The 21,611-nt window shown below is 69.0% G+C and carries 21 protein-coding genes and 1 tRNA gene; 16 read left to right on the forward strand and 6 right to left on the reverse strand.

The features are described from left to right. Positions 1-19 precede the first annotated feature (19 nt). Positions 20-2,626, forward strand: a complete 2,607-nt coding sequence (gene glgP / locus ACOACQ_RS10915) for an alpha-glucan family phosphorylase (protein ID WP_420288286.1) — start codon at positions 20-22, stop codon at positions 2,624-2,626. A 10-nt stretch (positions 2,627-2,636) separates the two neighbouring features. On the opposite strand, the gene ACOACQ_RS10920 is transcribed toward glgP, so the two are convergent. From ACOACQ_RS10920 to glgX, 3 genes are all read right to left on the reverse strand, one after another. Continuing rightward, the gene (locus ACOACQ_RS10920; protein WP_420288287.1) at positions 2,637-4,097 is read right to left on the reverse strand and encodes a S28 family serine protease; all 1,461 of its coding nucleotides are present in this window, start codon (positions 4,095-4,097) and stop codon (positions 2,637-2,639) included. A 69-nt stretch (positions 4,098-4,166) separates the two neighbouring features. Continuing rightward, positions 4,167-4,772, reverse strand: coding sequence for a hypothetical protein (locus tag ACOACQ_RS10925; RefSeq protein WP_420288288.1), 606 nt, complete (start codon positions 4,770-4,772; stop codon positions 4,167-4,169). Between the two features lies 1 nt (position 4,773). Then, a complete protein-coding gene (gene glgX / locus ACOACQ_RS10930) occupies positions 4,774-6,873 on the reverse strand; it encodes a glycogen debranching protein GlgX (protein ID WP_420288289.1) in 2,100 nt (699 codons plus the stop codon). A gap of 118 nt (positions 6,874-6,991) precedes the next feature. On the opposite strand from glgX, the gene ACOACQ_RS10935 reads away from it, so the two are divergent. From ACOACQ_RS10935 to ACOACQ_RS10960, 6 genes are all read left to right on the forward strand, one after another. Further along, positions 6,992-7,777: an enoyl-CoA hydratase/isomerase family protein gene (locus ACOACQ_RS10935; RefSeq protein ID WP_420288290.1), complete on the forward strand. Its 786-nt coding sequence runs from the start codon at positions 6,992-6,994 to the stop codon at positions 7,775-7,777. Beyond that, positions 7,774-8,151, forward strand: coding sequence for a hypothetical protein (locus ACOACQ_RS10940; RefSeq protein ID WP_420288291.1), 378 nt, complete (start codon positions 7,774-7,776; stop codon positions 8,149-8,151). Before ACOACQ_RS10935 ends, ACOACQ_RS10940 begins: the two co-directional genes overlap by 4 nt. Before the next feature lie 173 nt (positions 8,152-8,324). Further along, positions 8,325-9,125, forward strand: a complete 801-nt coding sequence (locus ACOACQ_RS10945; RefSeq protein ID WP_378605219.1) for an electron transfer flavoprotein subunit beta/FixA family protein — start codon at positions 8,325-8,327, stop codon at positions 9,123-9,125. A gap of 12 nt (positions 9,126-9,137) precedes the next feature. After that, positions 9,138-10,100 carry an electron transfer flavoprotein subunit alpha/FixB family protein gene (locus ACOACQ_RS10950; protein WP_420288292.1) on the forward strand — a complete coding sequence of 321 codons (963 nt, stop codon included), beginning with the start codon at positions 9,138-9,140 and terminating at the stop codon, positions 10,098-10,100. Between the two features lie 129 nt (positions 10,101-10,229). Beyond that, a complete protein-coding gene (locus tag ACOACQ_RS10955; RefSeq protein ID WP_420288293.1) occupies positions 10,230-11,510 on the forward strand; it encodes a phospholipase D-like domain-containing protein in 1,281 nt (426 codons plus the stop codon). Between the two features lie 67 nt (positions 11,511-11,577). Next, positions 11,578-12,828 carry a glutamate-5-semialdehyde dehydrogenase gene (locus ACOACQ_RS10960; protein WP_420288294.1) on the forward strand — a complete coding sequence of 417 codons (1,251 nt, stop codon included), beginning with the start codon at positions 11,578-11,580 and terminating at the stop codon, positions 12,826-12,828. On the opposite strand, the gene ACOACQ_RS10965 is transcribed toward ACOACQ_RS10960, so the two are convergent. Beyond that, positions 12,748-13,659, reverse strand: coding sequence for a DMT family transporter (locus ACOACQ_RS10965; RefSeq protein ID WP_420288326.1), 912 nt, complete (start codon positions 13,657-13,659; stop codon positions 12,748-12,750). The genes ACOACQ_RS10960 and ACOACQ_RS10965 overlap by 81 nt on opposite strands. Positions 13,660-13,769: 110 nt before the next feature. Here ACOACQ_RS10965 and ACOACQ_RS10970 point away from each other — a divergent pair, with 110 nt between their 5' ends. From ACOACQ_RS10970 to ACOACQ_RS11000, 7 genes are all read left to right on the forward strand, one after another. Continuing rightward, positions 13,770-14,420 carry a CDP-alcohol phosphatidyltransferase family protein gene (locus tag ACOACQ_RS10970; protein WP_378605228.1) on the forward strand — a complete coding sequence of 217 codons (651 nt, stop codon included), beginning with the start codon at positions 13,770-13,772 and terminating at the stop codon, positions 14,418-14,420. A gap of 13 nt (positions 14,421-14,433) precedes the next feature. Then, entirely contained in the window at positions 14,434-14,895 is a 462-nt protein-coding gene (locus ACOACQ_RS10975) for a hypothetical protein (protein WP_378605230.1), read from the forward strand. An 87-nt stretch (positions 14,896-14,982) separates the two neighbouring features. After that, entirely contained in the window at positions 14,983-15,147 is a 165-nt protein-coding gene (locus ACOACQ_RS10980) for a hypothetical protein (RefSeq protein WP_378605232.1), read from the forward strand. 7 nt (positions 15,148-15,154) lie between these two features. Then, a complete protein-coding gene (gene nadD / locus ACOACQ_RS10985) occupies positions 15,155-15,814 on the forward strand; it encodes a nicotinate-nucleotide adenylyltransferase (protein WP_378605234.1) in 660 nt (219 codons plus the stop codon). Next, the gene (rsfS, locus tag ACOACQ_RS10990) at positions 15,811-16,188 is read left to right on the forward strand and encodes a ribosome silencing factor (RefSeq protein WP_378605236.1); all 378 of its coding nucleotides are present in this window, start codon (positions 15,811-15,813) and stop codon (positions 16,186-16,188) included. The genes nadD and rsfS overlap by 4 nt, the downstream gene beginning before the upstream one ends. Further along, positions 16,185-16,790, forward strand: coding sequence for a histidine phosphatase family protein (locus tag ACOACQ_RS10995; protein WP_420288295.1), 606 nt, complete (start codon positions 16,185-16,187; stop codon positions 16,788-16,790). Before rsfS ends, ACOACQ_RS10995 begins: the two co-directional genes overlap by 4 nt. A 75-nt stretch (positions 16,791-16,865) precedes the next feature. Continuing rightward, a tRNA-Ala gene (locus tag ACOACQ_RS11000) sits at positions 16,866-16,938 on the forward strand. A 69-nt stretch (positions 16,939-17,007) separates the two neighbouring features. On the opposite strand, the gene ACOACQ_RS11005 is transcribed toward ACOACQ_RS11000, so the two are convergent. Then, the gene (locus tag ACOACQ_RS11005; protein ID WP_378605241.1) at positions 17,008-17,649 is read right to left on the reverse strand and encodes a hypothetical protein; all 642 of its coding nucleotides are present in this window, start codon (positions 17,647-17,649) and stop codon (positions 17,008-17,010) included. 100 nt (positions 17,650-17,749) lie between these two features. Between ACOACQ_RS11005 and ACOACQ_RS11010 the strand changes: the two genes are divergently transcribed. Further along, positions 17,750-18,871 carry a substrate-binding domain-containing protein gene (locus tag ACOACQ_RS11010; RefSeq protein ID WP_378605244.1) on the forward strand — a complete coding sequence of 374 codons (1,122 nt, stop codon included), beginning with the start codon at positions 17,750-17,752 and terminating at the stop codon, positions 18,869-18,871. A gap of 28 nt (positions 18,872-18,899) precedes the next feature. Here the strand turns inward: ACOACQ_RS11010 and ACOACQ_RS11015 are convergent, their stop codons facing one another. After that, on the reverse strand, positions 18,900-19,538 hold the full coding sequence (locus tag ACOACQ_RS11015; protein ID WP_420288296.1) for a TetR/AcrR family transcriptional regulator: 639 nt from the start codon (positions 19,536-19,538) through the stop codon (positions 18,900-18,902). A 33-nt stretch (positions 19,539-19,571) separates the two neighbouring features. On the opposite strand from ACOACQ_RS11015, the gene ACOACQ_RS11020 reads away from it, so the two are divergent. Next, positions 19,572-21,506: an acyl-CoA dehydrogenase family protein gene (locus ACOACQ_RS11020; RefSeq protein WP_420288297.1), complete on the forward strand. Its 1,935-nt coding sequence runs from the start codon at positions 19,572-19,574 to the stop codon at positions 21,504-21,506. Positions 21,507-21,611: the final 105 nt, after the last annotated feature.

Raw genomic sequence — 21,611 nt, forward strand, 5'->3', positions numbered from 1 at the left:
ATTGGCTACGGTCGGACACATGCGTGCGATCCGAAGGTTCACGGTCCGCCCCCTCCTGCCCGACGCGCTTGCCTCCCTGGGTGAGCTCGCCGCCAACCTGCGCTGGTCGTGGCATCCACCCACCCAGGAGCTGTTCGCGGCCGTCGACCCCGACCTGTGGGTGAGCACCGGTCACGACCCGACCCGGTTGCTCGGCGAGGTGTCGGCCGAGCGCTGGGCCGAGCTGGCTGCCGACGAGTCGTACGTCGCGCGCGTCGCCGAGGTGCGGGCCGACCTGTCGTCGTACCTCGAGGGGGAGCGGTGGTACCAGCGCGCCAGCGCCGCCGAACCGGACGCGACCTGGCCCGAGGCAATCGCCTACTTCTCGCCCGAGTTCGGCATCACGGCCGTCCTGCCGCAGTACTCCGGCGGCCTCGGCATCCTCGCCGGTGACCACCTCAAGGCCGCGAGCGACCTCGGCGTCCCGATCGTCGGCGTCGGCCTGCTCTACAAGCACGGGTACTTCAAGCAGGCCCTGTCGCACGAGGGCTGGCAGCAGGAGAGCTACCCCGTCCTCGACCCCGACGGCCTCCCGCTGTCGCCGCTGGTCGAGGCCTCCGGCGAACGTGCCACCGTCTCGCTCCGGATGCCCGACGGTCCGGACCTGCTCGCCCGGATCTGGGTCGCCGCGGTCGGCCGGGTGCCGCTGCTGCTCCTCGACACCGACCTCGAGGAGAACCCCGAGCACTATCGGCTGATCACCGATCGCTTGTACGGCGGCAACACCGAACACCGGTTGCGCCAGGAGCTCCTGCTCGGGGTCGGTGGCGTCCGCGCCCTGCGCGTCCACTCCCGGATCACCGGTGCTCCCACGCCCGAGGTGTTCCACACCAACGAGGGCCATGCCGGATTCCTGGGCGTGGAGCGGATCCGCGAGCTCACCGTCGGCGAGCAGGGCGCTGGCGGCGCCGACGTCGTCGACTTCGCCACGGCGCTCGAGATCGGTCGCGCCTCGACGGTGTTCACCACCCACACGCCTGTCCCGGCAGGCATCGACCGCTTCCCGCGCACCCTCGTCGAGCAGTACCTCGGCGACCACGGGGCGACGCCCGGCGTCCCGGTCGACCAGATCCTCGCGCTCGGTGCCGAGGACTACGACGGCGGCGATCCCGGCGTCTTCAACATGGCGGTGATGGGTTTCCGGCTGTCCCAGCGCGCCAACGGCGTCTCGCAGCTGCACGGCCACGTCAGCCGCGGCATGTTCAACGGGCTGTGGCCGGCCTTCGACGAGGCCGAGGTGCCGATCACCTCGATCACCAACGGCGTGCACGCTCCCACGTGGGTGGCGCCCGAGGTCCTGGCCCTCGCCGCTGCCGAGGGTGGCGATCCCGAGGACGACGACGCCGAGGCGTTCTGGGCAGCCTTCGCGAAGGTCTCCGGCCCCGACGTGTGGCGCACCAAGCGGGCACTGCGCGAGCGACTCGTCGTCGACGCCCGTCGACGCCTGCGGCGTTCGTGGGAGAAGCGCGGCGCGGCACCGGCCGAGCTCGGCTGGATCGATGAGGCGCTCGACCCGGACGTGCTGACCATCGGGTTCGCACGTCGCGTGCCGTCGTACAAGCGCCTGACGCTGATGCTGCGCGACCCCGCGCGGCTCAAGGCACTCCTGCTGCACCCCGAGCGACCGATCCAGCTCGTGGTGGCCGGCAAGTCACATCCCGCCGACGACGGCGGCAAGCGGCTGATCCAGGAGCTCGTGCGCTTCGCCGACGCCGAGGACGTGCGCCACCGGATCGTGTTCCTGCCCAACTACGACATCGCGCTGGCGCTGCCGCTGTACCCCGGCTGCGACGTCTGGCTCAACAACCCGCTGCGCCCGTACGAGGCCTGCGGCACCTCCGGCATGAAGGCAGCGCTCAACGGCGGGCTCAACCTCTCCATCCTCGACGGCTGGTGGGACGAGTGGTACGACCCGGAGTTCGGCTGGCCGATCCCGTCCGCCGACGGGCTGGAGGACTACTCCGACAAGCGCGATGACCTCGAGGCAGCCGCGCTCTACGACCTGATCGAGTCCGAGGTCGCACCGCGCTTCTACGACCTCGACCACGAGGGCGTCCCGGCCCGCTGGGTCGAGATGCTGAGGCACACGTGGACCACCCTCGGCCCCAAGGTGCTCGCGACCCGGATGGTGCGCGACTACGTTGCCCAGCTCTACGCGCCGGCGGTCGCCAATGCACGCACGCTCGCTGCCACCGAGCACGGCGCCCGCGACCTCGCTGCATGGAAGGCGCGGGTCCGCGCGGCCTGGCCGCAGGTGCGCGTCGAACACGTCGAGGCCCAGGGCGTCGAGGACGCCGCCGAGGTCGGCGGCACCCTCGGCGTGCACTCCTACGTCGCCCTGGGGGAGCTGTCGCCCGACGACGTCCAGGTGCAGCTGGTCCACGGCCGCGTCGACGCGGAGGACGACATCGTCGACGCGACCACGACGCCCCTCACCCTCGTCGAGTCGTACGACGGCGGGCGGCACCGCTTCGACGGCCAGGTCGAGCTCGGCCGCTCGGGCCCGTTCGGCTACACCGTGCGGGTGCTCCCGACGAACCCGTTGCTGGTCGCAACGGCCGAGCTCGGCGTCGTGGCGCTCGCCTGAGCGCCGCGGCTCAGCGCCCGGGCGGGCGCAGGTAGTCCGGCGCCCGGTCGAGCGACGCGTTGTGCCGGGGGCGAGCGCCGCCGGCGTCGAGCCCCGCCCACGCTCGGATCTGCGCGGTGGCGCTCACTTGTTCCGCCTCCGGCAGCTGGGCGATGCGGGCCCCGTGCGTGCCGCCCTCGACGACGTGCACCGAGCACGCGCGCTGCGCCGCCCGTCGGCCGCACTCGAAGGCCTCGGCGCCCCAGGGGTCGTTGCCGCCGTACACATAGAGCATCTCGGTCGACCGGGTGCGCACCCAGCGGTCGATGTCGGCCATGGCGCGACGGTCGAAGTCGATCGGCAACAGGTCGGCAGGCACGAAGTTCGGCCCGCCCCAACCGCCCGGGTGCTGCAGCACGTCGGCCAGCGGCTCCTCGTAGGCCTCGTACCAGCCGAGCTGGTAGGCAGCCTGGTAGTAGTACGGCAGCGTGCCGAGCAGGCCCTGGTCGAGGTAGCCGGTCAGCGGGACCACACCCAGCGTCCAGTCCCAGACCTCCTCGTTGGTCGCGTCGGCCTGCGGGACAGCGGCACACGCTGACTGCGGGGAGTACTGCCAGAACGTGAAGTACAGGTCGATCACGGCGATCTCCATGCCGCGGTCAAGGCTGCCGAGGACGTCCCAGGTGTCCCCGGTCGCCTCCGCCTCCTGGCGGGTGCGTTCGAGGAACCATGCCCGGTCCGGACCGAGGATCCGGCGCTGGACGGCCGTCAGGTCGGCGCGGCACTGCGGGTCGGTGCCGACGTTCGCGAGGAACTCGTTGTACGAGTCGTCCTCGTTGTCGACGTCGTTCGGGGCGACGTAGGGCACCGTGCCGTCGACGTCGTCGGGGAAGAACCGTCGGTGGTACGTCGCGGTCATGCCGCCCTTCGAGCCACCCGTCGTGAGCCAGTTCTCCCGGTACAGCCGCTTGAACGCCTTGATGATGCGGTGCTGGTCGGAGGCGGCCTGCCAGATGGTGAGCTCCCGGGGCCAGTCGGGCCGCGCGGGGATCGACGTCGAGAAGAAGCGGTACTCCATGCTCAGCTGGTTGCCGTCGACGATCTGCGTCGGCTCGCTGCGGCTGGGATTGCTGGAGACGTTGTAGCCGCTCGTGTACATCACCATCGGCCGGGCCGCGTCCTTGTGCAGCAGCGTCAGGCGCTGCTCGAAGGTGCCGGCCGTCGGGTCGCGGTGGTCGACGGGCTGGCGGAAGGTGATCTTGAAGAACCGGTAGCCGGCCGGGGCCGTGGCTTCCGCGACCGAGGTGACCCCCGGCAGGTTCTGGACGGCTTCGAGGATGTCGCCCTGTGCCGAGGGCGATGCGGACGGGCCGGTCTCGCTGGACGAGGTGGATGGGCTGGACGTGGCGGGCGTGACCGCGAGGGTGGCGGTGAGCCCGGTCGCGACTGCCGACGTGAGGATGGCGCCGACAAGGGACCTTAGGCGTGGCATGGGTGAACCTCCCGAGAGTTGGTGAAGCGTTCCCACAACGTAGTCACGGTCCCCGGGCTGGGGGAAGGGTCAGCGGGTGACGAGCCAGGAGCGGAGGAACCCGGTGAACGCCGGGTTGAAGTCGGGCCAGTCGGGGTCCTGGTCGAACGCGAGGAGCATCGCGTCCAGCTCCGGCGACGGCCCTTCTGTCGCAGCGAGCAGACTGGCGACGACCACCTCGCGACGGCTGCCGAGCCCGGGGAGGTGCGGGTTCGAGCGGACGTGGGTGAGCAGGGCGGACGGGTCGAGGAAGGACACGGCGGTCTGCGCCAGTCCGACCACCTCCTCGGTGAGCGAGGCGCCGGCCTCAAGGTCGTCGAGGTCGAAGGACCAGTGGTCCCGCATCGGGCCCGTTGCGCCGGGAACCAGGACGCGTTGGCTCCACAGGTGCCAGTCCGGATCGCGGCCCTCGAGCGCCATGAAGTCACGCCAGACACGCGGCTGGGCGAAGAAGTCGACGTGGAGCTCGGCGTCGTTCCTGCCGAGGGTGTACCGACGGACAGTCGCGACGGCCCGGGCGCCGTCCGGCCGCTCGAACGTGAACCTCAGGCCCTTGCGTGTGAACCCGAGGTCCTTCAGGGACGGGGCGATCCGGTTGCGGACCACCTGGTCCAGCGCCTTCGCAGGACGCACCATGTCAGGCCTCCGTCTCCTGCATGACCACCACGCTCCGCGGCCCGATCACCAGCTCCTCGCCGACGACGAGCTTCGTCCCGGCAGGCAGGCCGGTGTCGGTGGAGAGGACGATGGCGCCGGCGCGCACCCAGTCGTTGTCGGGCAGGAAGACCGTGATCGGCTCGGCGCCGGCGTGGAACCACAGCAGGAACGACGTGTCGATCTGCTGTTCGCCGCGCGGGCCGGGGGAGCGCAGCGGCTTGCCGGACACGAACATCCCGATCGTGTCGAGGTCGGCGTCGTACCAGTCCTGGTCGGTCATCTCGCGTCCTGACGGGTGCAGCCAGGCGAGGTCCTTGGGGCCGCCGATGATCGTCGGGCGCCCCTCGAACCAGTGCCGTTGCCGCAGCGCCGGGTGCTCACGGCGCAGCTGGAGGGCGGTCCGGGTCACCTCGTAGACGTCGAGCCAGGCGTTGTCGGCCTGCCAGTCGATCCACGAGATCTCGTTGTCCTGGCAGTACGCGTTGTTGTTGCCGCCCTGCGTGCGGCCACGTTCGTCGCCGGCCGTCAGCATGGGCACGCCGTTGGACAGGCACAGCGTGGCCATCAGGTTCGCGGCCTGACGTCGCCGTAGCGCCACGATCTCCGGGTCGTCCGTCTCGCCCTCGACGCCGTGGTTCCACGAGCGGTTGTTGTCGGTGCCGTCGCGGTTGTCCTCGCCGTTGGCCTCGTTGTGCTTGGTGTCGTAGGAGACCAGGTCGCGCACGGTGAAGCCGTCGTGGGCCGTCACGAAGTTGACCGAGTTGTACGCCGACCGGCCGTCGTCGGCGTACAGGTCCGACGAGCCGGCCAGTCGGGTGGCGACGGCGTGCGAGCCCTGGGTCTGGCCGCGCCAGAAGTCGCGGATCGTGTCGCGGAACTGGTCGTTCCACTCCACCCACGGCGGCGGCATCCCGCCGACGAGGTACCCGTCCATCGACACGTCCCACGGCTCGGCGATCAGCTTCACGTGCCGCAGCACGGGGTCCTGGCCGATGGCGATGAGCAGCTTGCACGCCATGTCGACGCGGATCGCGTCGGGCCCGGCGGTGCGGGTGATCGCCGACATCAGGTCGAACCGGAAGCCGTCGACGTGCATCTCGCTCACCCAGTACCGCAGCGAGTCGAGGATCAGCCGCAGCGCCAGCGGATCCTCCGAGTTCACCGTGTTTCCGCAGCCGGTCACGTCCCAGTACGTGTCGTCGTACACGCCGTCGACGGGAGGGACCCGACGGTAGAAGCCACGGTCGTCCAGCCCCCGGAAGGAGTAGGTCGGCCCGTCGGGCCCGGCTTCGGCGGTGTGGTTGTAGACGACGTCGAGGATCACCTCGATGCCGGCCGCGTGCAGGTCCTTGACCATCTGCTTGAACTCGGTGACCTGTTGCCCGCGGTCGCCGGAGGCGGAGTAGCCGGCGTCGGGGGCGAAGTAGCTGACCGGGTTGTAACCCCAGTAGTTGACGGTTCCCCGCTCGACGAGTGCCGGCTCCGAGAAGAACTGGTGGACCGGGAGCAGCTCGACCGCCGTGACCCCGAGGTCGCGCAGGTAGTCGGTGACGACGGGATGGCCGAGGCCGGCGTACGTGCCGCGCAGCTCCTCGGGGATCCGGTCGTGCAGCTGCGTGAACCCCTTGACATGGAGCTCGTAGATGACCGAGTCGAGCCAGCGCCGACGAATCGGGTTGTCGTCGGACCAGTCGAAGGACGGGTCGACCACGACACTGCTGGCGTTGCCCGCGCTGCCGGACACGGCCAGGCCGTACGGGTCGAGCAGCAGGGTGGCGGGGTCGAACCGCATGCCTTCGGTCTCGTCGGCGGGTCCCTCGGCGCGATAGCCGTAGCGGGTGCCCGGTGCGATCTCGGGCAACGCGCCGTGCCAGATGCCCAGGGACTGCTCGGTCAGCGCGAAGCGTTGCTCGCCGTCGCCGGGCGCGTCGTCGAGCAGGCAGAGCCACATGCCGGTCGCGTTGGGGGAGTAGACCGCGAAGTTGGTCGACTCGGGCGACCAGGTCGCACCGAGCGGCCAGTTGCGACCGGGCCACACCGCAGCACGTTCATCGAGGGATCGCCAGAGGCCGGGAGTCACGCCGTCATTGTGCCGTCAATGTGTTCAAGTCCCGGGGGTTCTGTACACCGAGGGGGTGAGGAGCGGCACAATGCGGAGGGGAGCCCCAGCAGGAGCGTCACCACACGAGAGGGAGCAGATGACCAGCGAGTTCGTGCGCCTGGAAGTTGCCGACGGCGTCGGCACGATCCGGCTCGACCGCCCCAAGGCGATGAACGCCATCAGCATCCAGGTCCAGGACGAGCTGCGCGACGCAGCCGCCGAGGCCGCCGGGCGTGCCGATGTGCGCGCCGTGGTGGTCTGGGGCGGCGAGAGGGTCTTCGCCGCAGGCAACGACGTCAAGGAGATGTCGACGATGTCCTACACGGACATGGTCGACCGGGTCGAGGCGCTCCAGGGCGCCGTCAACGCGATCGCGCGGATCCCGAAGCCGGTCGTCGCGGCAGTGAACGGCTACGCCCTCGGTGGTGGTTGCGAGCTCGCGCTCGCCGCTGACCTCCGCTTCGCTGCCGACAACGCGGTCCTCGGCCAGCCCGAGGTCCTGCTCGGGATCATCCCGGGCGCCGGTGGCACCCAGCGCCTGCCGCGCCTCGTCGGCCCCAGCCGCGCCAAGGACCTGCTCTACAGCGGCCGTTTCGTCAAGGCCGAGGAGGCCCTCGCGATCGGCCTGGTCGACCGGGTGGTCCCGGCCGCCGACGTCTACACCGAAGCCGTCGCCTGGGCCGCCCGCTTCGCGACCGCGGCGCCGTACGCCCTCCGGGCGATCAAGGAGTCCGTCGACCGCGGACTCGAGGCCGACCTCGAGACCGGCCTGCAGATCGAGCGCCAGCACTTCTCGTCGGTGTTCGCCACCGAGGACAGCAGGACGGGCATGCAGTCCTTCATCGAGAACGGGCCGGGCAAGGCCACCTTCGAAGGTCGGTGAGCAACGTGGCGGACAACATCGAGGAGTCCGGGGCGGCGAAAGTCGACCCGGGTCCGTCGAGCCACGCGTTGGCCGTGGCGCGCTGGCGGGACCTCGGCGCACGGGTGATCTGGGGGGTCTGCGTCACCCTGGCGCTGATCCTCGCCGCCGCCGCCTTCACCTTCGCGCTGGAGGCCAACGCCAACAACGACCTGGTGAAGATCGTTCGGGACCTCGCCAACACCTTCGACCTCGGCTTCTTCGACCTGGACAACCCGGTCAAGGAGTTCACTGGCAAGAACGACGACGTCAAGACAGCGCTGTTCAACTACGGCATCGCCGCTGTCGTCTACCTCGTCATCGGCCGGCTTCTCGAGAGGGTCATCCGGCCCTGAACCAGCCTGTTCGGCCAGGGACTGTGAGGTAGTCCACTGAGATGCGGTTTCCGCGGTGGCGAACCGGACGGTAGCCTGCCGAACGCTGTCCTGAAGAGGACCACACAGTTGTTCCCTGCGCCAACTACGGCGCGGGGCTCGTTGCACAGGAAGGGGCCGGTCCGGCCACAACCATGACTCTCTCCAACATTGTCGTTCTTGTGAAGTACGTTCCCGACGCCACGGGCGACCGGAAGTTCGAGGCGGACAACACTGTTGACCGCGTCGGCGTCGACGGTCTCCTCTCGGAGCTCGACGAGTACGCCGTCGAGCAGGCTCTCCAGATCAAGGAGAAGCGCCCCGACGAGGAGATCACCGTCACCGCGCTGACCGTCGGTCCCGCCGCCGCCGAGGCCGCCGTGCGCAAGGCGCTGCAGATGGGCGCCGACAAGGCCGTCCACGTGCAGGACGACGCCATCGCCGGCTCGGACGCCATCGCCACCTCGCTCGTGCTCGCCAAGGCGATCGAGAAGATCGGTGTCCCGGAGCTCATCGTCGGTGGCCTCGCGTCGACCGACGGTGGCCTGAGCGTGGTGCCGGCGATGCTGGCCGAGCGTCTCGGTCTCCCGCAGGTGACCCTCGCTGCCGTGGTCGAGTCGCAGGGCGACCAGGTCCGCATCAAGCGTGACGGTGACTCCGCGACCGAGGTCATCGGCGGCACGCTGCCGCTGGTCCTGTCGGTCACCGACCAGTCGGGCGAGGCGCGCTACCCGTCGTTCAAGGGCATCATGGCCGCGAAGAAGAAGCCCCTCGAGGCACTCACCCTCGCCGACATCGGCGTGGACGCTTCCGAGGTCGGCATCGACGCTGCCTGGACCAAGGTCGAGACCGTGACCGAACGCCCGGCGCGCACCGCCGGCGAGATCGTCAAGGACGAGGACGGATCGGGCGCCACGGCGCTGGTCGAGTTCCTTGCGTCCAAGAAGTTCATCTGAGGAGCCTGAGCCATGTCTGAAGTTCTCGTTCTCGTCGACCACGTCGACGGTGCTGTCAAGAAGCCCACCTACGAGCTGCTGGCGATCGCCAAGCGGATCGGGTCCCCGTCCGCCGTCTTCATCGGTGGTGCCGACAAGGCTGCCGCCGCTGCTGACGCCGTCAAGGCGTACGGCGCCGACAAGGTCTACGTCGTCGACGACGCGGAGATCAAGGGCTACCTCGTGGCCCCCAAGGCCGAGGTGCTCGAGCAGATCGCTGCTGCCGCCTCGCCCGCCGCGATCCTGGTCCCGGCCTCGGCCGAGGGCAAGGAGATCGCCGGTCGCCTGGCGATCAAGCTCTCCTCGGGCCTGATCACCGACGCCGTGGACGTCCAGGTCAACGGCAGCGACATCGTCACGACCCAGTCCGTCTTCGCCGGCAACTTCACGGTCGACGCCAAGGTCGTCAAGGGCACCCCGATCATCGCGGTCAAGCCCAACGCTGCCGCTCCGGAAGAGGGTGCCGGCGCCGGGGCCGTCGAGCAGTTCGCTGCGACGATCTCCGATGGCGCCAAGACCGCGCAGATCGTGGCCTCGCAGCCGCGTCAGGCCACCGGTCGTCCCGAGCTCACCGAGGCCGCGATCGTGGTCTCCGGTGGTCGTGGCACCGGCGGTGACTTCACCGCGGTCGAGGGTCTCGCTGACGCTCTGGGTGCAGCCGTGGGTGCCTCGCGTGCCGCGGTCGACTCCGGCTGGAAGCCGCACGCCTTCCAGGTCGGCCAGACCGGCAAGGTCGTCTCGCCGCAGCTGTACGTCGCGAACGGCATCTCCGGTGCCATCCAGCACCGCGCCGGCATGCAGACGTCGAAGACGATCATCGCCGTGAACAAGGACGAGGAAGCCCCGATCTTCGAGCTCGTCGACTTCGGTGTCGTGGGGGACCTGCACTCCGTGCTGCCCGCCGTGACCGCCGAGATCGTGAAGCGCAAGGGCTGACAGTTTCTCTTCAGCCGGAGGACGTCGTACTTTGGTGCGGCGTCCTTCGGTTTGAACGGCTCCTTGTATGGCTATTTGTATGGCCTCGTATGACCACGACTGCAAAACTTCTCGGTTAGGGTTCTCTTCATGAAGATCGTTGCTGCAGCTTCCCTCCTGGTGCTCGGCCTGCTCACGGGCTCGGGGCAGGTGGCGGGCGCCAGCGCCGCGCCCGAGGCGTCCGTCGCCTCCACGACGGCCGCCACGGTTCCCACGTGGCTCCCGCCCGTCGGCCCGGTCTTCAACACCCCGAACGGCACCTACGAGGGCCGTACGGCGATCCTGAAGCGGGTCCACGACGGAATCCGCAACACGCCGCCCGGTGCGACGATCCGGTTCGCGTCGTACAACATCGACCGCTCCGACACGGCCACCCTGCTCAAGGCAGCGAAGGACCGCGGCGTCAACGTCCAGATCGTCGTCAACGCGAACCTCATCGGTCCGGTCGAGAAGGGCTTGCAGGCCAAGCTGGGCAAGAACCCGCGGGCCAACAGCTTCCTGATCATCTGCAGGAACGCGTGCCGCAACGGTTCGCGCGGCGGCAACATGCACATGAAGACCTACACCTTCAGCCGGGCAGGCGCGGCCACCAGTGTGGTCATCAACAGCTCGGCCAACCTCAGCGGCGGCGCGGTGCGCGGACAGTGGAACGACGCCTACACCGTCTACGGCAACCACGACCTCTACCGGAGCTTCCTGGCGATCTTCAACCAGCTGAAGTTCGACCGGGCCGTGTCGCCCCGGCGCATGACGTACCGCACCGAGACCCTCGGTGTGTACTACCAGCGCTTCGCGGCTCCTCGCGAGAGCGTGCGGTTCACGAGCTCCGGTGACCTGGCGCTCGACCGCGTCCGTCAGATCCACTGCCGGACCAAGCCGGGCTTCGGCGCCAGCGGCAAGACCGTGGTCCGCATCGCGATGTATGCCTGGTACGGCACGCGGGGCGTGCGGATCGCCAAGTCCGTGGCTGCTCGCAAGCGTGAGGGATGCGTCGTCGCGGTGATCGGTTCGGTCATCAGCAAGGAAGTCGTCCGGATCCTCAAGGGCTCCGGCATCAGCGTGAAGGCTGCCGACTGGGACTTCGGGATGAAGCTCTCGACCGGCGGCGAGAAGCAGGTCTACGGAACGCGGTGCTACTCCCACCTGAAGGTGCTGACGGTCGACGGCACCTACAAGGGCCGGGCCACGAAGGTCGTCTTCACCGGTTCGGAGAACTGGTCGGCGCCCGCGCTGGGCAGCGACGAGGTCACCTACGAGATCCACGACCCGCTCGTGCTCAGGACCTACAACCTGCGTTGGCGCGCGATGTGGGACAACCGCAACGTCACCCACCGGACCGGTATCGAGCCGAAGCGCCGTCCCTGCGCCTGACCTGACACAGCGATAGGGCCTGAGACGTCGTCCGCGTGACGGCGTCCCAGGAACTACGCTCGGTTGGGTGAGCAGTACTTCCGAATTCATCAGCGTCGCCCAACGTTCGCGCGTCGCCAGCCGGGGGCTGGCGCTCGCCACCCGGTCCGCCAAGGACGCCACGCTCCAGGCCATGGCCGATGCGCTGCTGGCCCGGTCCGGCGAGATCCTCGCGGCCAACGACGACGACGTCACGCGCGCCGAGGAGGGTGGCACGCCCGCCAACATCATCGACCGGCTCCGGTTGACCGAGGGGCGCCTCGCGGACATGGCCCAGGGCCTGCGCGACGTCGCGGGCCTCGCCGACCCGGTCGGCGAGGTGGTGCGCGGCGGCGTGCTCGCCAACGGCCTCGAGCTGCGCCAGGTCCGGGTGCCGTTCGGCGTGGTCGGGATGATCTACGAAGCCCGCCCCAATGTCACCGCCGACGCGGCCGGCATCTGCCTGAAGTCCGGGAACGCCGTGCTGCTGCGGGGGAGCTCCTCGGCCCGCTCGAGCAATGCCGCCATCGTGGCCGTGCTCCGTGACGCGGTCGAGGCCTCCGGCCTGGCCCCCGACGTCATCCAGCTGGTCCCCGGCGACACGCATGACAGCGTCAAGACGTTGATGCGGGCGCGTGGCCTGGTCGACGTGCTCATCCCTCGCGGGGGAGCGGGCCTGATCCAGTCGGTCGTCAACGAGTCGACGGTGCCGGTCATCGAGACGGGCGTCGGCAACTGCCACGTGTACGTCGACGCGGCAGCCGACCTCGAGAAGGCACTGTCGATCGTCCTCAACTCCAAGACCCATCGCACCAGCGTCTGCAACGCGGCCGAGTCCCTGCTCGTCCACGAGTCCGCGGCCGCCGAGTTCCTGCCCCGCGTGGTCGCAGCGCTCCAGGACGCCGGGGTCGTCCTGCACGGCGACGACGCGTTCTCGGAGCATGACGACGTCGTCCCGGCCACCGAAGACGACTGGGCCACCGAGTACCTCTCGCTCGACATCGCCGCGCGCGTCGTACCCGACCTGGAGGCGGCACTCGAGCACATCCACACCTGGTCCAGCGGTCACACCGACGCGATCGTCACCGAGGACCAGGGTGCGGCACGCCGGTTCGTGGCGGAGGTGGACTCCGCAGCCGTCCTGGTCAACGCCTCCACCCGGTTCACCGACGGCGGCGAGTTCGGATTCGGTGCCGAGATCGGCATCAGCACGCAGAAGCTACACGCGCGCGGTCCGATGGGGTTGCCCGAGATGACGTCGACCAAGTACGTCGTCATCGGCGACGGCCACGTCCGCTAGTTCCTCGAGGCGGGCCAGTCGCCACAACCCCCACGCCATCGCCAGCAGCGCGGCGATCGACACCAGGGCAGACCCGGGGGTGTGGTGGGGCACCTCGCGGAGGACGACGTGGGCGAACCCGAGGGTGAGCAGGCAGTTCACGACGTTCAGGACCGGCATCGAGGCGGACAGGCGGGCTGAGCGGTACGCGAGCTGGTTGACGCAGATGCCGCCGAGCCCGGACGCCCCGAGGGCATAGGGGAGCCACGTGGTGGCCAGTCCGACCCAGCCGTGCTCGTCGCGGTGCAGCTGGCAGGCCTCGATCAACACCGCCATCAGGCCGAAGAGAACCCCTGACGCACAGCCCAGGGCGAAGGCACGCGCCACAGGCTGGGCGAGTGCCCCGGCGACCGCCACGGCTGCGAGAGCGGCCATCCCGCACGCGCACGACGCCACCAGCAGGGTGAACGGGTCGGGCCCGCTGGGGGCCGGGCGGACGTCGGACGCGAGGAGCAGCGCGGCGATGGCCAGTGCCGTGACCGCCACGGCACCGAGCTCGGCGCGGGCCGGCCAGGTGCGCGCGAGGGCCGCCCGAACCGGTACCGCGAAGACGATGCCCATGATGGCGATCGGCTGCACGAGGGCGATCGGTCCGTTGTCGAGTGCCAGCACGTGGAACGTGAAGCCGACCGGCCCCAGCGCCAGCGCGAGGAGCCATTCGGGACGTCGTACGAGGAAGCGCATCAGGCCTGCTGCGCCGGTGCCGGTGGGTGCCTTTCCGGTGGCCAGGTGCTGGTTCGAGGTCGACAGCGACGTGGTCACGGCGCTCGCGAGCGCGAAGGCGACAGCCATCCAGATCACGCTTGCGACGCTAGGCAACGGAGGTGGACGGTCGATGAATCCCGGGAACTACTGGGGGTGTGTCGTCGGGCGTTCTTCGGGCGCGCGGTAGGTTTCGCGACATGGCAGGCTCCCCGGACCGGATCTATGCGGATCCGTCCGTCGAACGGCTCTTCACCGGAGCCACGATCATCACGTTCATCCGTACGGCCATCACCCTGGCCATCGCGGTCTGGGCGGCGTACGACGAAAGCCTCACCCTGATCGTCGTGGGACTCGTCGTCTACTGGGTCGGCGACAGCATCGACGGCGAATGGGCGCGGTGGTTCGACTGCGAGACCCGGATGGGCGCGGTCGTCGACATGATGTGCGACCGGCTGAGCTGCGGCGCGCTGTACGTCGGGCTGATCTGGCTCGAACCGAGCGGCTACCTCAGTGACGAACCCATGACGTGGATCGGGATCCCGATCGCGATCTACCTGTTCGAGTTCATGGTCATCGACATGTACCTCTCGCTGGCGTTCCTCGCGTGGCCGATCCGCAGCCCCAACTACTTCCACGTCGTCGACCGCCGGATCTACCTCTGGAACTGGTCGCGGATCGGCAAGGCGGCCAACTCCGGCGCCTTCGCGGTGATCCTGCTGGTGACCGGCTGGGTGTGGCTCGGCATCGTGATCGCGGTGGGACTCCTGGTCCTGAAGTGCGTCTCGCTGGGCTGGTTGCTGAAGCTGGGGATTCCGGTCCCCGCGCGCGAGCAGGCCCCGGACCAGTGATGCGGGGGCCGGCATGATCCTGTGGCTGACGACGTTTGCCTTCAGCATTGCCTCGGCCCTGCTCCCCTTCCTCCCGATGGAGGTCTACATCGTCGGCGCCGGTGCTGCCGACGGTGGTACGGCGACCGCGATCGCCCTGGGCATCGCGGCCGGCGCGGGCGCGACTGTCGGCAAGGTGGTCTGGTACGAAGCGGCCCGCCGCGGGGCCGACTCGGCCTGGGCCCAGAAGAAGCTGTCCTCGCCGAAGGTGAAGGCCGGGTACGAGAAGTGGGTCGCCCGGATGCAGGGGCGCCCCTGGTACGCCATCGGCGTGATGTTCGTGGCAGCCTCGGTCGGGATCCCGCCGTTGCTGGTCATGGCCGCGGTCGGCGGGCTGCTCAAGATGCCGATGTGGGCGTTCGTCCCGACCGTCTTCGTCGGTCGCACGATCCGGTTCACGTTGCTCTTCCTGGGCGTCGACTTCGCCCTGCACTGAACCGCCCGTTGGTCGAGGAGGTTGCGCAGCAACCGTCTCGAGACCGCCCGCCACGCTGCCGCCGGGGACATTCGATAGGATCCGGCCATGCTCAGCCAGATCAGCACCCTCGCTCTCGCCGTCGCCAGTGCCGCCGAGGAGCACGGCGAGCCCGCCGTCAACCCGTGGTTCATCGGTGGTGGCGTCCTTGCCCTCCTGCTGCTCCTGCTGATCGGCCTGGTCGCCTTCGGCGGCGGCCGCGAACACAGCTGACCGCCCGGTGTCGGCCTCGGACCCCGGACGGCGCATCCGCCTGGGGGTGATGGGCGGCACCTTCGACCCCGTCCACCACGGCCACCTCGTGGCTGCGTCGGAGGTCCAGGGCTGGTTCGACCTCGACGAGGTCGTCTTCGTCCCGACGGGCCAGCCGTGGCAGAAGGCCGACCGCGCAGTGTCGCCGGCCGAGCACCGCTACCTGATGACGGTGATCGCCACGGCCGCGAACCCGCGGTTCACGGTGAGCCGCGTCGACATCGACCGCAAGGGGCCGACGTACACGATCGACACGCTGCGCGACCTCCGCAAGGAGCGCCCGGAAGCCGATCTCTACTTCATCACCGGGTCCGACGCGCTGACCGACATCTTCAGCTGGCGCGACGCCGAGGAGCTCTTCGAACTGGCCCATTTCGTCGGCTGTACCCGCCCGGGTGCAGAGATGGATCCCGCGACGTTGGCAAAGATTCCGCCCGAGCGCGTCACCATGGTGGAGATCCCCGCACTGGCGATCTCCTCGACCGACTGCCGCGAGAGGCAACGAAGGGGCCAGCCCGTCTGGTACCTCGTGCCTGACGGCGTCGTGCAATACATCACCAAGCACGGGCTCTATCCCCGCCCCGTGTCAGACAGCGACACCCTTCACGATCAGTCCGGAGACACATGACCGCCACCGACCACGCCGTCGAGCTCATCCGCGCAGCCTCGCTCGCTGCTGCCGAGAAGCTCGCGACCAACCAGCTCGCCTTCGACGTCAGCGAGCAGCTCGCCATCACCGACGCCTTCCTGCTCGCCTCCGGCGCCAACGACCGCCAGGTCCGCGCCATCGTCGAGGAGATCGAGGACAAGCTGCGTGAGCTCGGCTCGAAGCCGATCCGCCGTGAGGGCCACCGCGACGGCCGCTGGGTGCTCCTCGACTTCGGCGAGATCGTGATCCACGTCCAGCACAGCGAGGAGCGCGAGTTCTACGCCCTCGAGCGCCTGTGGCGCGACTGCCCGGTCATCGAGCTCCCGGCCGAGATCAACGCACCTTCGGAATGAGCGACGCACGTCGGATCGTCCTGCTCCGGCACGGCCGGACGGCGTGGAACGCCGAACACCGCATCCAGGGACAGCTCGATGTCGAGCTCGATGACGTCGGGGTCGGGCAGGCCCGTTCGGTCGCACCGTTGATCGCGGCGATGGAGCCTGCCCTGGTGTGGTCCAGCGACCTCGCCCGGGCCCGGATGACCGCCGACGAGGTCGCCAAGGAAGCCGGCCTCGTGCCGTCGTACGACGCCCGGCTGAGGGAGTTCCGCCTGGGGGAGTACCAGGGCCAGTCCCACGCCGAGCTCCTCGCGCAGGACGAGGCCGCTTTCGAGCGCTTCCGGCGCGGTGACTGGGAGGAGATCCCGGGCGCGGAATCGCCCGCCGAGGTCTCGGCTCGCTTCACCTCCGCGATCCGCGACCTGGCCGCCGCGCTGGGGCCGGGGGAGACCGGAGTCGCGGTGTCCCACGGTGCGGCGACCCGAACGGGACTGGTGGCCTTCCTCGGCTGGCCGCTGGCGTTCGCGCGCGATCTCCGGGCCCTCGGCAACTGCGGACGAGTTGTCCTGGAGCAGCGCACCACGGGCGACTGGGCGCTGGCGGCGTACAACCTCTGACCCCGATTTCACCTCCTCGGGCAGGGTTGGTTAGTATTCCGCAGGTTGATCCGCTCCGGCGGGGAAACTGAGTTTGGGGCTGTGGCGCAGCTGGTAGCGCACCTGCATGGCATGCAGGGGGTCAGGGGTTCGAATCCCCTCAGCTCCACCGAACAAGGACCGTCTTCCGACAAGGGGAGGCGGTCCTTGCGTTTTCCGGGTGCGCCGGGCTACGCGGCTACTTGGCGACGCACATCGCGTAGACCTTGAGGTCCATGAACGTGAGCTGCTGCGGGACGGTGACGCCGACGACCCAGTAGTCGTAGCCCGGGTACGGTGCGTTCTTCTGGACCTCGACCGGATAGACCTTTCCGTTGCTGTACCTGCCAGGCTTCATCTCGAACCCACCGCCGACCAGCGTCATGCCGTAGGGGCAGCCGGCCCAGGCCTCGAGGTAGGTGTTGTACCACTCGCTGGTGCAGGTACCGGCACATCCTTCACCGCGACTGACCCTTTGGTACCCGCCGGCGGGACCGGCGGGACCGGCGGGACCAGCGGGACCAGCAGGCCCCTGCGCTCCGGTGGCGCCGGTGGGTCCGGTGGCACCCTTCGGCCCGGCGGGGCCCGTCAAGCCGGTGGGTCCGGCGGGACCTTGCGGTCCGGTCTGATTCCAGTTGAGGGGTTTCTCCGCGGTCGTGCAGGTCTGTCCGGCCTCGGTGTCGATGACCCGGACGTACGCCGACCTCGGGTCGTAGCAACTCCTGATGACCTTGTCGGCGCCGGGGATGGCCGCACCGGCGACCGTGGCGATGCCGCCGGCCAGGCCGATGGTCAGCCCGACGGCCAGTGCACTCCGTCTCCGGATCTTGAGCTTCTTCATGGTGGGTTCCTCACTGACTGACCACGGGGTGCTGGCACAGTTGCAGTGCTGATCCCCTGGAATGATGTACACTGTTCTATAACACTGAAACAGTAAGCATGTGGAGGACGAACTGTCAACCTTCGAACTCGACCCCCGGACCGGGCTGGGCATTGCCGAGCAGATTCGCTCGCGGATCGCACTGCAGCTGGCAGACGGCGAGCTCGCCCCCGGTGACCGGCTGCCGCCCGTGCGCGCTCTCGCCAACGAGCTCGGCGTCAACATGAACACGGTCCGTGCTGCCTACGCCAAGCTGGAGACAGACGGGCTGGTGCAGACGCGCCACGGCGTCGGCACCGTGGTGGTGGAGTCATCGCCGAGGGCTGCCGCAGGCGGTGCCCTCGCCTTCGGGGCCAATACGATCGCCGTGCTCATCGGGGGGCTGGATCCGTTCTACCTCCCACTGCTACGAGGGATCGAGGAGGTTGCCGGAGAGCGGGGGACCTTGGTGCTGATCGTGGACACCCGCGACTCGGCGAGCCTTGCCCAGGCGATGATCCGGCGACTCGTCGCCCGAGGAGTGGACGGGATCATCGCGGTCTCGACCGGCGACCTGCCGGGGGACCGGTTCGCGGGACAGGACGACACCTCGTTGCCGATCGTCTACGTCGACCAGCCGGATCGACGTGGATACAGCCTCGTGTTCGATGGGGCCGATGCGGGGTACGCGGCGACCGAGCACCTTCGCAAGCACGGCCACGACCGGATCGGCTTCGTCACGGCGCCGCTGGCGTGGCACAACGTCGCTGAGCTCCACCGCGGTTACGTGCGCGCGCTGGAGGACTCCGGCGTCGTACCGTCTCCCGACCTCGTGGCGGAGGTTCCGGACTTCACCGTCGAGGCCGGACGCAGTGCGATGGCCCGGCTGCTGCAACTTCCCGATCCACCGTCGGCGATCCTTGCCGGAGGCTCGAACCTCGCTCTCGGAGCCATGGCCGAAGCCAAGGTGCAAGGCCTGCGGGTCCCGCACGATCTTGCAGTCGTGGGATACACCGACTCTCCCCTCGCGTCACTGGTCGACCCGGCACTGACCGTGGTCGAAGTCCCCGCGCGACAGATCGGGCTCCAGGCCATGCACGCACTCGCCGAGCTGATCCAGGGCAAGCGACCTCGTCGGCGTCGTACCGTGCTCGCGACCAAGCTGATCGTGCGCGACAGCTGTGGTTCACACCCACCCCGGTAGCTGATCGTTGGGGAGCGCTGCCGTGAGGTCAGGCGTCCCTGAACACCCCGTGGATCGCCTTGCCGATGAAGGTGCCGAGGTCGTCGGGACCCCAGTCGTTGTCCGGGTCGAGGAGGGAGCGCACCGCTGACTCGCAGGCTGCCAGGAACAGGTCGATGAGCACGGGCAGCTTGCGCTCCAGGTCCGGGGTCTGCCACCAGTGCTCCATGGCAGGTCGGATCCACTCGACGGTGCGCGCCTGGACGAGGGCCTTCCCGGAACGGAAGCGTTCGGCGATGGCCGGGTCGGGCTCGCCGGCGAGGACGAGGCGCCAGGTGTCGGGGGAGTCCGTCGCGGCGTGGAGCAGCGCCCGGAACCCGTCGATGAAGGCCCGTTCCGGGTCGTCGGCATTCGCGGAGCTGTGCAGCGCCACGAGGACCGCTTCGACCAGGCTCGTGGTCTCCCGGTCGAGGAGAGCGTCGACCAGCTCGATCCGGTCGGAGAAGCACGCGTAGACGACAGGGCGTGTGACGCCCATCGCCGCGGCCACGGATCCCACGGTCACGGCGCCGATCCCGTCGCGCACGGCGATGGTCAGGGCGGCGTCGAGGACCTGGGGGCGTCGGCGTTCCGGTCCGAGATGGGCGGCGCGCTGGCGTCCTGCGTGGGTGGTCGTGCTCGAAGGCATGGAGCGAGAGTAGGCGATCCCGTGATTTCCTGCATGGATGTAGCAATTTCCTACATCGATGTATTAATCTCGCTCCACCCCTTCTGGATGGAGAGATCCCTGATGAGCCTGTTCAACCCGCACAAGCCCGACTTCGCCGAGTTCGACGCCGAGACGCGGCGGATCTTCGAGGCGACCATCGACTTCTTCGAGGGCAAGGGCAAGGGCAAGGGGTGGCTGCTCCAGCAGGACCGCGACCGGGTCTGGTTCGACGAGTTCCTCGAGTTCCAGAAGAAGGAGAAGGTGTTCGCGACGCTGCTGACCCCCGCGGCGCAGGCCGACGGTGACCCGAACAAGCGTTGGGACGAGTCCCGCGTCACCAAGTACAGCCAGATCCTCGGCTTCTACGGCATGTCGTACTGGTACGTCTGGCAGGTGACGATCCTGGGCCTCGGGCCCATCTGGCAGACCGGCAACGAGGTGGTCAAGCGCCGGGCCGCGCAACTGCTCGACGACGGCGAGATCTTCGCGTTCGGTCTGTCCGAGCGCGATCACGGGGCCGATGTCTACACCTCCGACATGGTGCTCACCCCCGACGGCAAGGGCGGTTACAGGGCGAACGGCGGCAAGTACTACATCGGCAACGGCAACAAGGCCGGGATGGTGTCGGTCTTCGGCCGCATCGAGGGCCTCCCCACCGGACCGACCACCCAGGACGGCTACGTCTTCTTCGTCGCGGACAGCCAGCACCCGGCGTACAAGCTGCGGAAGAACGTCGTCAACTCGCAGATCTACGTCGCCGCGTTCGACCTCGAGGACTACCCGGTCCGCGAGGAGGACATCATCCACGTCGGCTCCGAGGCGTTCGATGCAGCGATCAACACGGTCAATGTGGGCAAGTTCAACATCGGGTTCGGTGCGGTCGGCGCCACGCAGCACATCTGGCACGAAGGCCTCACCCACGCCGACAACAGGGTGCTGTTCGACACCAAGGTCACCGACTTCGCGCAGGTGCGCGCGAACTTCACGGAGAGCTGGATCCGCCTGCAGGCGATGGACCTCTTCTCCGAGCGTGCCGTCGACTACATGCGGTCCGGCACGGCCGACGACCGTCGCTACCTGCTCTTCGACGCCATCGAGAAGATGACCGTCAGCCGTCAGGGTGCCCGGATCTATGACCTGATCGCCGACTGCATCGCGGCCCGCGGCTTCGAGAACGACATGTACTACCCGGTCGGCGCCATCGCGATGATGGGGCTCCCGCGCCTCGAAGGCACCGTCCACCTCAACATGGCGCTGTCGCTCAAGTTCCTGCAGAACTACATCTTCAGCCCGACCGACCCGAGCCTTGCCCTCCTCGCAGTTCGCGGCAAGGCCGGCAAGGTTCCCGACGCTGCCTTCGCGCCGGCGTTCAAGGTCACGCGGGCCGCGATCCGTGCCGCCAAGCCCCTCGGTGCCCGGCTTGCCGCCACGTCGCCGGGCCTGCCGCCGCGTCGTCGTGACACCGCGGACGACGAGTACCTGTGGAACCAGGGGCCGACCCAGGGCCTGGGCAAGGTCGTCTTCCACGACTGGCGTGCGGTGTACGCCGACTGGGCGACCCTGCCGAACGTGAAGCTCCTCCTGGAGCAGGTCGATGCGTTCCAGGCCCTGCTCGGCTCGACCCCGCTGAGCAAGGAGCAGATGCGCGACCTGGACCTGCTGCTGGTCGTCGGTGACATCTTCACCACCGTCGCGTACGGCGACCTCATCCTGCAGCAGGCCGGCATCTCGAGCGTTGAGGACGACCTCGTCGACAGCATCTTCGAGGTGCTGGTCGGCGACGTCTCGGCCCACGCGCTGAACCTCACGAGGAAGCCGTCGCTGACCAAGGCCCAGGTGAAGGGTGCCAACGCGATCCAGCGTCGGCCGGTCTTCGACGAGGAGCGCTCTGCCCGGGTCTGGGCCGATGCCCGTTCGACCGCCGGCGCCTACTCGATGAACCCGTGAGGACCCCCTGACCGGGCGCAAGGCTGGACGGCATGGGTCAGCAGCCTGTCGGGTCGGCGACAGGCGGGTGAAGTCTCGGTACTTCGGCTTCCACGAGGCAGACCA

This window comes from Nocardioides sp. CPCC 206347, from assembly GCF_048654605.1.
Taxonomy (GTDB): domain Bacteria; phylum Actinomycetota; class Actinomycetes; order Propionibacteriales; family Nocardioidaceae; genus Nocardioides.

Coding starts and splice junctions, on each gene's coding strand:
- glgP (WP_420288286.1), top strand. CDS start 20: ATGCGTGCGATCCGAAGGTTCACGGTCCGCCCCCTCCTGCCCGACGCG.
- ACOACQ_RS10920 (WP_420288287.1), bottom strand. CDS start 4,097: ATGCCACGCCTAAGGTCCCTTGTCGGCGCCATCCTCACGTCGGCAGTC.
- ACOACQ_RS10925 (WP_420288288.1), bottom strand. CDS start 4,772: ATGGTGCGTCCTGCGAAGGCGCTGGACCAGGTGGTCCGCAACCGGATC.
- ACOACQ_RS10935 (WP_420288290.1), top strand. CDS start 6,992: ATGACCAGCGAGTTCGTGCGCCTGGAAGTTGCCGACGGCGTCGGCACG.
- ACOACQ_RS10945 (WP_378605219.1), top strand. CDS start 8,325: ATGACTCTCTCCAACATTGTCGTTCTTGTGAAGTACGTTCCCGACGCC.
- ACOACQ_RS10950 (WP_420288292.1), top strand. CDS start 9,138: ATGTCTGAAGTTCTCGTTCTCGTCGACCACGTCGACGGTGCTGTCAAG.
- ACOACQ_RS10955 (WP_420288293.1), top strand. CDS start 10,230: ATGAAGATCGTTGCTGCAGCTTCCCTCCTGGTGCTCGGCCTGCTCACG.
- ACOACQ_RS10965 (WP_420288326.1), bottom strand. CDS start 13,659: ATGGCTGTCGCCTTCGCGCTCGCGAGCGCCGTGACCACGTCGCTGTCG.
- ACOACQ_RS10970 (WP_378605228.1), top strand. CDS start 13,770: ATGGCAGGCTCCCCGGACCGGATCTATGCGGATCCGTCCGTCGAACGG.
- ACOACQ_RS10975 (WP_378605230.1), top strand. CDS start 14,434: ATGATCCTGTGGCTGACGACGTTTGCCTTCAGCATTGCCTCGGCCCTG.
- ACOACQ_RS10980 (WP_378605232.1), top strand. CDS start 14,983: ATGCTCAGCCAGATCAGCACCCTCGCTCTCGCCGTCGCCAGTGCCGCC.
- rsfS (WP_378605236.1), top strand. CDS start 15,811: ATGACCGCCACCGACCACGCCGTCGAGCTCATCCGCGCAGCCTCGCTC.
- ACOACQ_RS10995 (WP_420288295.1), top strand. CDS start 16,185: ATGAGCGACGCACGTCGGATCGTCCTGCTCCGGCACGGCCGGACGGCG.
- ACOACQ_RS11005 (WP_378605241.1), bottom strand. CDS start 17,649: ATGAAGAAGCTCAAGATCCGGAGACGGAGTGCACTGGCCGTCGGGCTG.
- ACOACQ_RS11015 (WP_420288296.1), bottom strand. CDS start 19,538: ATGCCTTCGAGCACGACCACCCACGCAGGACGCCAGCGCGCCGCCCAT.
- ACOACQ_RS11020 (WP_420288297.1), top strand. CDS start 19,572: ATGGATGTAGCAATTTCCTACATCGATGTATTAATCTCGCTCCACCCC.